Origin of the sequence: Myxococcus sp. RHSTA-1-4, from assembly GCF_020037125.1 — a bacterium.
Lineage (GTDB): Bacteria > Myxococcota > Myxococcia > Myxococcales > Myxococcaceae > Myxococcus.
Genome location: NZ_JAIQDG010000018.1, coordinates 14,650 through 27,557, shown reverse-complemented (window position 1 = coordinate 27,557; position 12,908 = coordinate 14,650). Strand labels below are relative to the sequence as shown.

Here is a 12,908-nt window from a genome sequence, read left to right as displayed (position 1 = left end):
TTTCGCGAGTCAAGAGGCGAAGTGCACCCACCAGGCCGCACCGCGCGCACGCGGGGGATGCCGTGTAAGTGTGCGTGAGGACTCGGCGGCGAAGCATCCCGCTACAGGCTCGTAGCGGAATACTTGCCAAAGCGTGGGACTTGCTGATGATTGTGGAGGTTGGGAGTGCGCGCGCTGCACCGCGCCGCTCCAGCCGAAAGGACCGCCATGGACCAGTTCGACCAGAACAAGCAGGCCGCCAAGATTCGGGTGGTGGGGGCAGGTGGGGCCGGCTGCAACGCGGTCAACACGATGATTCTCTCGAAGCTCGACCGGGTCGACTTCATCGCCGCGAACACCGATGTCCAGGCGCTCGCCGCGAGCAAGGCGCCCACGCGGCTGCAGCTCGGGCAGACGCTGACGAAGGGCCTGGGCGCGGGCGCCAACCCGGAGATGGGCCGCGAGGCCGCCCTGGAGTCGCGCGACCAGATTGCCGCGGTGCTCGAGGGCGCCGACATGGTGTTCGTCACCGCCGGCATGGGCGGCGGCACCGGCACGGGCGCCGCGCCCATCATCGCGGACATCGCCAAGAGCCTGGGCTGCCTGACGGTGGGTGTCGTCACCAAGCCCTTCCTCTTCGAGGGCAACAAGCGCCGCAAGCAGGCCGAGCAGGGCATCGTGGAGCTGAAGGCCGCGGTGGACACCCTCATCACGATTCCCAATCAGCGCCTGTTGTCGCTCTCCAACGAGCCCATGCCGCTGCTGGAGACCTTCAAGCGCGCGGACGAGGTGCTGCTGAACGCCGTGCAGGGCATCAGCGACCTCATCCAGTACCACGGCTACATCAACGTGGACTTCGCGGACGTGAAGACCATCATGAGCGACAAGGGCCTGGCGCTCATGGGCACCGGCCACTCGTCCGGCGACAAGCGCGCCCTGACCGCCATGCAGCAGGCCATCTCCAGCCCGCTGCTGGAGGACGTCTCCATCGACGGCGCCACCGGCCTGCTCATCAACATCACCGGCGGCCGGGACATGACGCTTCAGGAGGTCAACGAGGCGCTCACCCTGGTCCACGACGCGGCGGACAGCGAGGCGGAGATCATCTTCGGCTCGCTCATCGACGACCAGATCCAGGACGAGGTGAAGATCACCATCATCGCCACCGGCTTCGTCCACCGCGACGCGCCCAAGGCGCGCCCCGTGGCGCCGGTGGTGCAGGTGCCGCTGTCCCGCCCGGCTCCGGCGTCGGTGCTCGCCGCCTCGCGCGAGGAGGTGGCCAGCCTGGTGCCCACGAAGGGGGGCAGCCAGCCCCGCGCCCTGTCCTCCGTGGAGGGCGGCAAGGCCGTCAGCGCCCGCACCGCCGTGGTGAAGGACGCCGCGCTGCCGCTGGATGAGGATCAGTTCGACATCCCCACCTTCCTCCGGCGCCAGGGCCAGACGGAGCTGCCGTAAGGTCAGCCCTGGCTGCCCGGGAGGCGGGCCACGCTCGCCTCGTCGCGGCCGGCCAGCTTGTCCGCGCGGTCGAAGAGGTCATCCACCTCCTCGTACAGCGCGTCGACCCGCTCCGGCCTGCGGGGCGCGGGCAGCACGCCGCCGCCGGACAGCTCGTCCAGACGGGCGCCGGCGCGCTGAAGCAGCTGCAGCGCCTTCAGCAGGGACAGCCCGCGCCGCGTGCCCTCCTGGGTGAAGAGGGTGCCGCTCTGGGTGAGGGCTTCGAGCGTGGCGCGGACGGAGCGCACGCGATCCGCCTGCCGGGAACGGTAGAGGTCCAGCCGCTTCGCGCGGCGCGCACGGTGGAGATCCACCACGCCGCCAGGGCCTGTGGAAGAGGGGGGCTTCACGGTGCGGCAAGGTACGTCATGGCCGCGCAAAGCCGCAAATTTACGGGACTGTACCCTCCTGTAGCGCACTCGCTCGCGCCCTTGTCTTGAGAGGGGGCGAGGGTTAGGTTCGCCGCCCTTCGCAGGGGAGGGCGTCGCCATGTTCCAGAAGCTGCTCATCGCCAACCGGGGAGAGATTGCCCGGCGGATCAGCACCGTGGCCCGGGGGATGGGGCTGAAGACGGTCGCCGTGTACTCGGACGCGGACGCCGAGCTGCCCTTCGTGAAGGAGGCGGACGAGGCCGTGCGCATCGGCCCCGCCCCGGCGAAGGACAGCTACCTCAACATCGCCGCCATCCTGGACGCCGCGAAGCAGACGGGCGCCCAGGCCGTGCACCCCGGTTACGGCTTCCTGTCCGAAAACGGAGAGTTCGCCCAGGCCTGCGCGGACGCGGGGCTCACCTTCGTGGGCCCGCCCCCGGCGGCCATGGCGCGGATGAAGGACAAGAGCCAGGCTCGCAAGCTGGTGGCCGCGGCCGGCGTGCCGGTGGTGCCCGGCAGCGACGGCGTGGTGCCGGACGTGGCGGGCGCACTGGAGGCGGCCGAGCGCATCGGCTACCCGGTGCTGTGCAAGGCGGCCAGCGGCGGCGGCGGCATCGGCATGGCGGTGGCGAAGGACGCCGCGGAGCTGGAGAAGGTCTTCCGCCAGTGCACGGACCGGGCGAAGGCCGCCTTCGGCCGCGAGGGCGTCTACCTGGAGCGCTACTTCCCGGCGCCGCGCCACATCGAGGTCCAGATTCTGGGCGACCACCACGGCCACCTCATCCACTGCCTGGAGCGCGAGTGCTCCATCCAGCGCCGGCACCAGAAGGTGGTGGAGGAGGCGCCCTCCGTGCTGTTCGCCGACGGGCGCAACCCGGAGCTGGCGAAGACGCTGTTCACCGCCGCCGTCACCGCCGCGAAGACGTTCGGCTACGCCAACGCCGGCACGGTGGAGTTCCTCTACTCGGACGGGCAGGTCTACTTCATCGAGATGAACGCCCGGCTCCAGGTGGAGCACCCGGTGACGGAGCTGACCACGGGGCTGGACCTCATCGGCTGGCAGCTGCGCATCGCCGCGGGCGAGCGCCTCACGGTGAAGCAGGAGGACGTGAAGCGGCGCGGGGCGGCGCTGGAGTTCCGCATCTACGCGGAGGACCCGGTGAAGTTCTTCCCCTCGCCGGGCCCCCTCAAGGTGTTCCAGCCTCCCACGGGCGAGGGCGTCCGGCTGGACTCGGGCTACGGCGAGGGCAACACCGTCACGCCGAACTACGACCCGATGATTGCCAAGCTCATCATCTCCGGCGACACGCGCGCCCAGGCGATTGAGCGCTCCGTGGCGGCGCTGCGGAACTTCCGCATCGAAGGCATCAAGACGAACATCCCGCTCCACCTGCGCATCGTGCAGGATGCGGCCTTCCGGGCCGGCGAGCTGGACACGCACTTCCTGGAGCACCACGCCAAGCCGGCGTAGCAGCAGCCGGGGCCCGCTCCAGCCCCATCCACCCCCTGAGGAGGCACGGTTTTTATGGCGGACGTCGCGGCGCACATCACCGGTACGGTGTGGAAGATCGAGGTGAAGGTTGGCCAGCAGGTCAACGCGGGCGACACGCTCGTCATCCTCGAGTCCATGAAGATGGAGATGCCGGTGGAGGCGGAGGAGGGCGGCACGGTGAAGGAGATTCGCTGCAAGGAGTCCCAGCCCGTCAACGAGGGCGACGTCCTCGTGGTGCTCGGCTAGCGGTGGAGCCTTCGTTGGGAGCGGAGCCGTCGCTGGAGGTGGAGGACCGGGAGGGTGGCATCCGCGTGCTCACGGTGTCCAACCCGGCCCGGCGCAACGCGCTCAACGACGCGCTGCTGGCCCGGCTGGATGCGGCGCTGGCGCCCGCCCCGCATGTCCGCGCGCTGCTGGTGCGCGGCGCGGGCGGCACCTTCTGCTCCGGCTATGACTTGACGCACCTGGGGCCGCCTGGCGCGGACGGGCGGCTGCCGGATGACCCGCTGGTGGCGTGCCTCCTGAAGCTGGAGCGGCACCCGGCGCCCAGCGTGGCGCTGGTGGAGGGCGCGGCGGTGGGCGCGGGCTTCGACCTGGCGGCCTCGTGCGACTTCCGCGTGGGCACGCCGGGCACCGTCTTCCTCATGCCCCCGGCGCGGCTGGGCATCGTCTACTCGCCGGAGGGACTGGCCCGGGCGGCGCGGCTGGTGGGCTTCGCCCGCGCCAAGCAGCTCTTCCTGGCCGCCCGGAAGCTGGACGCGAGGGAGGCGCTCGACTGGGGCCTGCTGGACGAGTGTCTGGAGGCGGACGCGGCCGAGGCCCGCGCGCTCGCGCTGTGCGCCACGCTGGCGGGGCATGCGCCGCTGGCGGTGTCGGGGATGAAGGAGTCCTTCGGCCTGCTCGCCAGGGCCTCGTTGGGAGAGGCGGACCGGGCGCGGCTGCGCGAGCTGCGCGCGGCGGCCTTCGGCAGCGAGGACGCGAAGGAGGGGCGGGCGTCCTTCCTGGAGAAGCGCCCGCCCCGCTTCACCGGCCGTTAGTCACGGCGGCCGGTGGGGGGCGGTACCGCGTGCCGCCTCAGGTGTCGCCGAACAGCTCGCCCATGCGCAGCTGGAGCGCCGAGGCAATCTTGTACAGCGAGGAGATGGAGGCGGAGGACTCCGCGCGCTCAATCTGCGACAGCAGCGACACGGACAGGCCGGTGCGCCGCGCGAGCTGCTTGAGCGTGAGCTCCTGCGTCTTGCGCGCGTCGCGGATGGTGCGGCCGATGGCGCGGTGCAGGTCCGCCTCCGGGTCCTGCGACAGGCCCTTCTTCTGGAGGGCGTTGCGGACCGCGGTGATGAATTGCTCCGGCTCCATGGGCTTCTTCACGTAGTCGGAAGCCTGGGCCTTGAGCGACGCCACGGCCGTGTCCACCGTGGGGTACGCGGTGGCGACGATGACGGCGACGTCGGTGTCGTACTTGCGAATCTGCTCGAGTACCTCGGTGCCGGACATCTGCGGCATCATCATGTCCAGGATGACCAGATGGAAGTCCGAGCCACGGAGGATCTCCACCGTCTGCGTGGGGTCCGTCGTGGTCACGACCTCGTAACCCTCACGGGTCAGCACCAGCTTGAGGTAGTCGCAGTTGTCCTGCTCGTCATCAACCACCAGGATGCGAATCTGCACAGCGTCTCCTCGCTGCAGGTGAACAGCGTTGGTTGGGTGGATGTGGAACTCGGGAATGCCGGGCATCCACAACCGACAATGGAGGGTCAGCCTCCCGGGTTTTCCTGCTGCTTGCCCGTGTCGTACATGCGCAGGCGCTCCAGCACGCCGGCGCGGTACGGATGGTCCTGTGGAGCCAGCTCGATGTAGCGGCGGTAGTGGTCCGCGCCCGTGTCGATGTTGCCCAGGCGGGCCTCCACCGTGCCCAGCATCAGATGGCAGTCGGGGTTGGACGGGGCCACCCTGGCGCACTCCTTCGCCAGCTTGAGCGCCTCGCGGTACTTCGCGCTCTGCTTCGCCTTGAGCAGCTCGCGGATGTCGACGAGGAGCTTGTCCACCGTCGGCACCGCGGCGGGCTCGGTGGCGCCCGCGGGGATGGTGGGGTTGGTGGGCGGGGGAGGCGTCACGGCGGCCGTCTTCTTCCGGGCCTCGGCGAGCCGGGCGAGCAGGTCCGCGCGCTCGGTGGCGAAGGCCTGGGTGCCGGCGCTGTCCCGCAGCGCCTCGTCCGCGTCGTCGAGCTTGCCCTCGGAGAGCGCCGTGCGGGCGGCGGCGAGCTGCTTCTCCACCATCCGCTCCGCGCGGGCCCGGTCGAGCAGGTCCTCCGCGGCCTTCGGGCGCTTGCCCTGGGCATCCTTGGCGTTGGACAGGTAGTCCTCGGCCTTGTCGAAGTCGCGGGCCTCGATGGCCTCCTGGGCCAGCGTCATCCGCTCCTGGAGCGAGGGGCCGGCCGGCGTGGGCGGCGTCTCGGGCGTCTGACCCTCGGGCGGGTTGGCCGCCTGGGTCGGCTCGCCATTGGAGGGAGGACGCACCGGCTCCGGGGTGGGCTCCGGCGTGGGCTCCGTGGGCTGGGCCACCGGCTGCACCGGCTGGGTGCCCTGCTGCGAGCGCATGGCGAAGAAGGCGGCGCCGCCAATGCCCAGCAGCAGGGCGACGAGCCCCGCCACCAGCGGCATCTTGGAGCGTGAGCCGCCCTCGCTCGCGGGCACGTCGTCCGCGGCGTCACCGGCGTGGAGGAAGCGGAGCTTCACGTGCCCCAGCTCGATGATGTCGCCGCTGCCGAGCGTGGCCTGGGCGTAGCTCTCGCCATTGACGGTCAGCCCGTTGGCGGACTGCATGTCGATGACGCGCCACTCGCCGCCGTCCTCGCGCACCAGCTTGGCGTGCGTGCGCGACAGGGAGCGATGGTCCAGCGTGATGTCGTTGTCGTCGGTGCGGCCGATCCGCAGCTCGGTGCGGATGCAGGCGAACTCCTGGCCCTTCAGCTCGTCCGGCGTCAGCACCACCAGCCGGGGGGCGTCCTCGGCGGGCACGTCCATCACCTTGCGGGGGCGGTCCGCCTCCACCTGGTCCAGGCGGATGATGGAGGTGGAGTGCCGGCGCACGTCGGCGGAGGGCGGCGGGGTCTGGTCGTGCTCGTCCCCGTCCTCCTCGGAGGCGCGCTCGTCGGAGGTGTCTTCCTCCTCCTGCTCCTGCGCCTGCGGGGAAATGGCCTCGAGCGCGGGCTCCGTCTTCGCCAGTTCCGGCCTGCGGGCGGGAACCTTGGCGGTGATGGGGCCGGCGACGCTGGCGGCGCCCTCGGCCTGGAGGGCCAGGTCGTAGTCGCCGATCTGGATCAGGTCGCCCTCTTTCAGGGGCGACTGACCCGCGATTCGCTCGCCGTTGATCCGGGTGCCGTTATAGCTACCCAGGTCTTCCACCACGACGTGGCCATTGAGTCGCACCAATCGTGCGTGACGGCGAGACACGTTACGTTCCGTCAGGCGGATGGTGTTTCCCTCCTGACGGCCGATGGTGATCTCGTCACGCACGAAGGGAACAACGGTCTTGCGCCCCTCGTCGTCTTCGATGATGAGCTTCAGCACGGGTCCGATCCGCGTACAGTCATAGCAGAACGGACTTTACCTGCACAAGCCATGTATCCCCCTCAAAAGACAGGGCTTTCTTCCCAAGAGGAGGGGCAGGCGAGCCTGTTGTCCATCGGTCAATCGGCCGGGAGCGGGGGGCCCTGGGTCACTTTGGCCCTTGCGGTGGCCCTGGTGGCGGTGCACGGGGCGGTGGTGTGGGCGGGTCCGGCGGACGTGGACGCGTTGGTGCGCTGGGGCGCCAAGGCGGGGCCGCTGGTGGTGGAGGCAGGTCAGACGTGGCGGCTCGTCACCGCCAACTTCCTGCACCGGGACTGGCTGCACCTGGGGCTCAACCTGCTGGTGCTGGTGGCGGCGGGCACGGCGCTGGAGCGGACGTGCAGACGCGGGGAGTACGCGGCGCTGCTGGTGGCGGCGGGGCTGACCACCATGGCGGGCTCGCTCGGGTGGTCGGGGGCGGTGAGCGTGGGAGCCTCGGGGCTCGTCTACGGGTGCGTGGGGGCGCTGCTGGTGCTGGGCCGGCGTTACCGCGCGCGGCTGCCGAGCGCGCGCTGGCTCTCCGGAGAGAGCGCGCTGCCCACGGTGCTCATCTTCCTGTGGATGGGGTGGACGTCGGTGGGCGTGGACAACGCCGGGCACCTGGGAGGCCTGCTCACCGGGCTGCTGGTGGGCGCCTTCCTGGAGCCCCGCTCCCTGGGCCGAGCCGGGGCGGCGCGGCCGGTGGCCGTGGTGCTGACCGCGGCGGTGGTGGCGGCGCTGGTGGTGGGCGAGCGCTCCGGCTGGCGGGTGGAGCGGGACGACGGTTTCGGGGTGTCGGTGGGGCTGCCGGAGGGCTGGCGGAGCGAGGAGGACGGGCAGGGGAGGCGCTCCTTCTCCAACGGGCTGCCGGGCCTGGGGCGTGCCACCTTCTCCGCGGAGGTCATCGAGGTGGGCGAGCCCGGGGACGGCGCCGCGCAGGCGCGGCACTTCCAGGAGGAGTCGCTGGTGCCCGGGGCGCCGGGGCCGGAGGGGCGGACGTTGAAGGTGGCCGGGCCCACGCCGGTGCGGGTGGGCGGAAGGGCCGCGCAGCGGATGCGGGCGGAGCTGGAAGGCCCGGGTGGGGCCACGCACCTGGTGGCCTTCTTCGTGCCGCGAGGGGAATGGGTGTACCGGCTGCTCTTCACCTGGCCCGCGGCGTACCCGGCCTACGAGGCGGTGGTGGACCGGATGGTGGCGGAGTTGCGCTTCGGCGAGCCGGCGGTGCTGCGCGAGGCGAGGGCTCGGGCGCTGCTGGTGCCGGGCGCGCCGGGGCCGCTGCGCGCGCTGGGCGTGACGCTGAGGCGCTGGGGCGTGCCGGAGGAAGCGGTGGCGCCGCTGGCGGACGCGGTGCGGGTGGCGCCCTCGCATGTGGAGACGCGCGTGGAGCTGGCGCGGGCGCTCCTCGAGGCGGGACGGGTGGACGAGGGGTGCCACGCGGCGGCGGAGGCCCAGGTGTACGGGCCCTCGGACACGGGGGCGCTGGAGGCCGGCGTGCGCTGCGAGCTGGCGCGGGGCGACGTGGCGCGCGCGCTGGAGCGCCTGGAGGAGGCACGGCGCGTGGACCCGCGCGACGCGCGGCTGCGGGCCGCGGAGCTGGCGCTGCGAGCCGTGATGGACGCGCCGGGGGGGCACCCGGGAAGCGGCGCTCCGCACCCGGACTGACAGGAGGCTACTACGCCACGGCCAGGGCTCCGGCGGGCCGCTCCCCCCGCGCCGCGGGCGCGCGAGCCAGCGCCGCCTTCGCCACGAGGTACAGGTAGAGCGCGTCGAACAGGAAGATGGAGACGCAGAGGAAGTGGAGGAAGGACAGGCCGCCCAGCCAGGGCTGCGTCATGCCGATGACGTAGTGGCACTCGATGGAGGTGCCCAGGGTGCCCAGCATCTTGCACAACGCGGCGGGCACGGACAGGCCCACGCCTGCCTGGTGGCGGCGCGAGAAGTAGAAGAAGACGAAGCTCACGCTCATCACCAGGTTGATCATGAACGCGCCCACCAGCCCGAGCAGGTCGTGGTACTGGAGGTAGAAGGTGTAGAGCCCGATGCCCGCCAGCACCGTGGTGCCCGCCACCACCCAATGGAAGTGCTGCCGCACCTCCGGAATCGTCTGCAGCGAGCGCCCGTAGCGCAGCAACTGGTAGACGATGACCAGGTCCACGAAGAACCAGACCCGGTCGAACAGGTGCCAGAGCGGCACCGGGTTGGGGATGATCCACGAGGCGAGGAACTCCCACGCCAGGTTCATGCAGATGGCCACCAGGGGCAGGCCGTACGACTTGTCCTTGAAGCACTGGCGGATGATGAAGGCATAGGCCAGCACCCAGAAGACGCAGCCCACCTCGCCGACGATGTTGAACCAGGCCAGCGGGTCATACGGCCCGCCGACGACGTAGTTCTCGGGCAACAGGGAGCGGAGCATCTCAGGCCACCTTCCGGGACAGGACTCGAGGCGTCAGCGCGTCGCGGGCGGCGGCCAGGACCTCGCCGAAGCCGCGCAGGGCCTCGGGGAGCGCGGCGCGCCGCTCGGGTGCCAGCAGCCACTTCGACTGGAGCTCCTCCGGCAGGCTGAAGGTGGCGCGCGGGCCCCCGTTGCCGGCGCGCACCATGGCCGCCACGAAGTCCCGGCTGACGAAGCGCAGCAGCCGGGCCGCCACCGGCGTGCGGTCCCCCATCCACCCCACGAAGCCGCCGACGTACCGGAGCCCCTCGGGGATGACGGCCGTCCAGTCCGGCCGGGGCACCTGGAGCATGTCCGCCACGTTGAGGCCCCGCCATTGGTCCTGGTCCAGGAAGAAGTGGATGAGGCTGGCGGGCAGTCCGTGCAGCGGGCCGGGCACCAGCTCCTTCAGGCCCTCCATCAGCGAGTGCGTCATCACCACGCCCTCGGAGCTGGGGGCAATCTGCCGCTCGCGGATGAGGAAGGTCAGCTCGCGCGCCTCCTCCATGTTGGAGGGGATGAGCCGCGGCTCCAACCCGAGCACGTGTCCCACGGCGCCCCAGGCATGCAGCCACGCCTCCTGCTGCCGGGAGGAGAGGGCGATGTCGAGCGCCTTGAGCCCTTCGAGGACCACGTACGAGAAGGTCATCAGCGTGCCGGCCATGTCCTCCTGATTGATGGGCATGCCCAGCTCCGCCGCGTCCCACGGCCGGGCGGTGTCCTGGAGGATGAGGTGGCGCACGGCCGCGTGCATCAGCCGCACCTTCTGAGCGGTGCGCAGGCCGCGGCCACCGGCTTCGAGGCCTCCCGCGCTCATCACATCCACCACGAACTGCGCCGTCTCGAAGAGGCGGCGCACGGGGGCCTTGCGCAGGTAGCCGGTGCGGTCGAGCACCTGGACGCCCTTGCGCGCCGCGTATGAGGCGGGCAGCGAGTAGAAGCCGAGCACCGCCATGATTTCCGGCCCGAAGAGGCCGAAGAGGGCCTGCGCCCGCCGGAGGTGCTCGGCGTCGATGGCGGGCAGGTCCGCCGACGTGCGGGCCAGGTAGTCGAGCACGTAGGGCGGGAGCTGGGAGGAGGGCAGGTCGTCGTTGCTGACGAGCGCGCGCATCAGGAAGTTGACGGCGTCCACCCTGCCTTCGGTGAACAGCCGCTCGATGACGGAGTCCGCGAGCGGATCTCCATGCATCCGCAGCGCGTCGAGGGACGCGTGGGTCCAGAAGCTCGGTGCCATGTTGGGTCCCGGAGGGCGCGGGAAATGTGCCCTCCTGACGGTGATACGGACCCTGATGCCAGGGCTGGTCGTCGCGAGTGGATGTTTCAGCGCGGGCGGAGGCGCTTCACTTCACCACCGGGCGCTGAAGGCGCGCACCGCGAGCCCCGCGCCCGCCGTCCATTCGCTCCGCCGTGAGAGTCCCGCGTCCCGGTGTGTGTATGCGCCGGAGAGCTGGAGCACCACCGGCTGGTCCTCCACCGCCAGCAGCACGCGCTCCAGGCCGGCCTCGGCCCGAGCGCGGAAGAACGTCCCATTCTCGAAACCGAGGCTCCACCCCGCGAGCCCCGACGCGCGCAGCGCCCACAGCCCGTCCTCGGACTCCACGCCCGTGTCGAGCATCAGCGTCGTGAAGGGGGACACGGTGTGCTCGGCGCCGTCGGGCGAGCGCCGCAGCGTGTGGCTGGCCACGGGCCCCACGCCCAGCCACACCCGCCCCGTCTCCGAGCGCACCGGGTCCAGCAGCAGGCCGGCGCGCACCGTCTCCAGCGTCCAGCCGGGGCCTTCCCACACGCGCCGCTCCAGGTGACCCACGCGGGGCGCCAGCGTCACGTCGAAGGGGAAGGGGATGCGCAGCGGGCGCGCGGTGGGCACCAGGATGAAGCCCTCCTCCAGGTGCCGGCGCAGGGTGCCGTCGTACACGGTGAAGGTGAGCCCGCGCTGCTCGCCGCCCCAGGCCTCCAGGCCCAGCAGGCGGTGACTGTTGAACCAGGGCGTGCCCTTGCTCCGGCTGGTGCGCCCCGTGCGGATGTGGACGCCGGCCCGCAGAGACGGCGCCCCTTCTCCGTCCCGCAGCCGGCCCCCCGTGCCCAGCACCAGCCCGTCCCCCGGGTCGAAGCAGATGGGGTAGGGCTCACCGCGCGCGTCCACGGGGAGGCACTCCGCGGCGCCTGTTTCCAGAGCCACGTGCGCTTCGAGCACCGAGGGGGCCGCGTGCGCGTCGCGCGGCGGGAGCGCCGTGGAGGTGAGTAGCAACGCCAGGCCGAGCGCGAGCACGCGGCTACTCCCTCGCGGCCGGAGCCATGGGCGCCGAGCGGCGCGCCGGGGCCCACAGCGAGAAGCGCAGGCCCGCGGCGGCGGACCACTCCCACCGCGCCGGCACGTTCGCCAGGTCGCTGCGCCACGCGCCGCGTCCGTCCACCACGAGGCTCAGCGGCTGGTCGTTGATGGCCAGGAGGATGAGCTCGTAGCCGGCGCTCACGCGCAGCCGCTCCGGGCGCAGCGGGCGGCCCTCCACCGACGGGGCCAGCAGCACCTTCTCCGCCTCCACGCCCAGGCGCAGGTGATGGAAGCCGTCCCGGTCCAACGTCAGGTCGCCCTCCAGCGCCGCGCCCGGCACCAGCGTGCTGAAGCCGTTCTTGTAGTCGCGCTCCACGGACGGGCCGGCGCGCACGCGCACGTAGGACACCAGGTCCTTCGAGTGCCACAGGTCCAGCGTGGCGTGCACGGCACCCCAGGTGAGGAAGCCCGCCTCCGTGCCGTCGCGCTCCAGTTCCTCCGCGCGCAGCACCTCCATCCACAGGCCCAGGTTGATGTGGATGTCGTGCCGCCGGGGCTCGCCGAAGAAGGTCGTCACCCGGAAGAGCGGCTCGTTCCGCTCCACGCTGAAGTCGTAGCGCATCGCCGTGGCGTCGAAGCCGGGCTCGCCCAGGTACAGCTCCGTCTCCAGGAAGCGGAGCCGGTGCAGGCGCCGGCCCTCGCCAGGGACCTCCACGGAGATTCCGAAGTCCGCGCGCATGCGGCCCTCCGTCTGCCCTTCGCGCCAGAGCGGCGCCCACGCGCCTCCCAGCCAGAGGCGCCGGTTCAGGTCGAAGTTGAACTGCATCACCCGCCCGCGCTCGTCGCGGTACCAGCCGGGCGGCGCGTCGGCCACCGCGGGTTCCAGCCGGTACGTCTTCATCAGCGCCGACTCGGAGACGTAGCCCTCGTCCGCGCAGTACGTCACCCGCTCCAGCGGGCGCTCCGTCTCCACGCCCTCCGAGTCCAGCTCGTGCTGGGGCGCCACCAGGCACCGCCTGGAGCCAGCGTCGCACTGTGCCCGCCACTTCCCGGAGGGCACGGCCTTCGTCGGTGGCAGCGTCAGGCACACCGTGGGCGCCTGCCAGTGCTGCACGGGCAGGGGCGAGGCGGGAGGCTGGATGACGGGCGGGCCGGCGGGCTCCACCTCCAGCCGGGGCAGGACGTCGCCCACCCGGGGCCCGAGGTCCGCCTCGCCTCCTGTCTGTGCGAGCAGGAGGGCACAACCCAGGGCCACGGCTGGAACGAGCATGATGCCTCC

Annotated in this window: 12 protein-coding genes; 5 read left to right on the top strand and 7 right to left on the bottom strand. The window is 71.7% G+C overall.

From position 1 onward, the window contains the following. Window positions 1-207 precede the first annotated feature (207 nt). On the top strand, window positions 208-1,434 hold the full coding sequence (ftsZ, locus tag K8638_RS23780; RefSeq protein WP_223756889.1) for a cell division protein FtsZ: 1,227 nt from the start codon (window positions 208-210) through the stop codon (window positions 1,432-1,434). A 2-nt stretch (window positions 1,435-1,436) separates the two neighbouring features. Here the strand turns inward: ftsZ and K8638_RS23775 are convergent, their stop codons facing one another. Next, complete coding sequence (locus K8638_RS23775) at window positions 1,437-1,790, bottom strand: hypothetical protein (RefSeq protein ID WP_223757068.1); 354 nt, start codon at window positions 1,788-1,790, stop codon at window positions 1,437-1,439. Between the two features lie 172 nt (window positions 1,791-1,962). Here K8638_RS23775 and K8638_RS23770 point away from each other — a divergent pair, with 172 nt between their 5' ends. From K8638_RS23770 to K8638_RS23760, 3 genes are read left to right on the top strand one after another with little or no spacing between them, the layout of a single operon-like run. Then, complete coding sequence (locus K8638_RS23770; protein ID WP_223756888.1) at window positions 1,963-3,315, top strand: acetyl/propionyl/methylcrotonyl-CoA carboxylase subunit alpha; 1,353 nt, start codon at window positions 1,963-1,965, stop codon at window positions 3,313-3,315. 54 nt (window positions 3,316-3,369) lie between these two features. Next, complete coding sequence (locus tag K8638_RS23765; RefSeq protein WP_169350026.1) at window positions 3,370-3,582, top strand: biotin/lipoyl-binding carrier protein; 213 nt, start codon at window positions 3,370-3,372, stop codon at window positions 3,580-3,582. A gap of 14 nt (window positions 3,583-3,596) precedes the next feature. Continuing rightward, window positions 3,597-4,373, top strand: a complete 777-nt coding sequence (locus tag K8638_RS23760; protein WP_223756887.1) for an enoyl-CoA hydratase/isomerase family protein — start codon at window positions 3,597-3,599, stop codon at window positions 4,371-4,373. 37 nt (window positions 4,374-4,410) lie between these two features. On the opposite strand, the gene K8638_RS23755 is transcribed toward K8638_RS23760, so the two are convergent. Beyond that, window positions 4,411-5,004 (bottom strand): response regulator, encoded by a 594-nt coding sequence (locus K8638_RS23755; RefSeq protein ID WP_002634367.1) that lies wholly within the window; start codon window positions 5,002-5,004, stop codon window positions 4,411-4,413. Window positions 5,005-5,090: 86 nt separating this feature from the next. Continuing rightward, a complete protein-coding gene (locus K8638_RS23750; RefSeq protein ID WP_223756886.1) occupies window positions 5,091-6,905 on the bottom strand; it encodes an FHA domain-containing protein in 1,815 nt (604 codons plus the stop codon). A 174-nt stretch (window positions 6,906-7,079) separates the two neighbouring features. Here K8638_RS23750 and K8638_RS23745 point away from each other — a divergent pair, with 174 nt between their 5' ends. After that, entirely contained in the window at window positions 7,080-8,585 is a 1,506-nt protein-coding gene (locus K8638_RS23745) for a rhomboid family intramembrane serine protease (RefSeq protein ID WP_370644097.1), read from the top strand. Between the two features lie 10 nt (window positions 8,586-8,595). Here K8638_RS23745 and K8638_RS23740 read toward each other — a convergent pair whose 3' ends face one another. The 4 genes from K8638_RS23740 to K8638_RS44935 form a co-directional block, all read right to left on the bottom strand. Then, complete coding sequence (locus tag K8638_RS23740) at window positions 8,596-9,339, bottom strand: hypothetical protein (RefSeq protein ID WP_223756884.1); 744 nt, start codon at window positions 9,337-9,339, stop codon at window positions 8,596-8,598. A gap of 1 nt (window position 9,340) precedes the next feature. Further along, the gene (locus K8638_RS23735) at window positions 9,341-10,591 is read right to left on the bottom strand and encodes an oxygenase MpaB family protein (RefSeq protein ID WP_223756883.1); all 1,251 of its coding nucleotides are present in this window, start codon (window positions 10,589-10,591) and stop codon (window positions 9,341-9,343) included. Window positions 10,592-10,702: 111 nt separating this feature from the next. Continuing rightward, window positions 10,703-11,626, bottom strand: coding sequence for a hypothetical protein (locus tag K8638_RS23730; protein WP_223756882.1), 924 nt, complete (start codon window positions 11,624-11,626; stop codon window positions 10,703-10,705). 4 nt (window positions 11,627-11,630) lie between these two features. Then, window positions 11,631-12,899 carry a hypothetical protein gene (locus K8638_RS44935; RefSeq protein WP_305071187.1) on the bottom strand — a complete coding sequence of 423 codons (1,269 nt, stop codon included), beginning with the start codon at window positions 12,897-12,899 and terminating at the stop codon, window positions 11,631-11,633. Window positions 12,900-12,908: the final 9 nt, after the last annotated feature.

Coding starts and splice junctions, on each gene's coding strand:
- ftsZ (WP_223756889.1), top strand. CDS start 208: ATGGACCAGTTCGACCAGAACAAGCAGGCCGCCAAGATTCGGGTGGTG.
- K8638_RS23770 (WP_223756888.1), top strand. CDS start 1,963: ATGTTCCAGAAGCTGCTCATCGCCAACCGGGGAGAGATTGCCCGGCGG.
- K8638_RS23765 (WP_169350026.1), top strand. CDS start 3,370: ATGGCGGACGTCGCGGCGCACATCACCGGTACGGTGTGGAAGATCGAG.
- K8638_RS23740 (WP_223756884.1), bottom strand. CDS start 9,339: ATGCTCCGCTCCCTGTTGCCCGAGAACTACGTCGTCGGCGGGCCGTAT.
- K8638_RS23735 (WP_223756883.1), bottom strand. CDS start 10,591: ATGGCACCGAGCTTCTGGACCCACGCGTCCCTCGACGCGCTGCGGATG.
- K8638_RS44935 (WP_305071187.1), bottom strand. CDS start 12,899: ATGCTCGTTCCAGCCGTGGCCCTGGGTTGTGCCCTCCTGCTCGCACAG.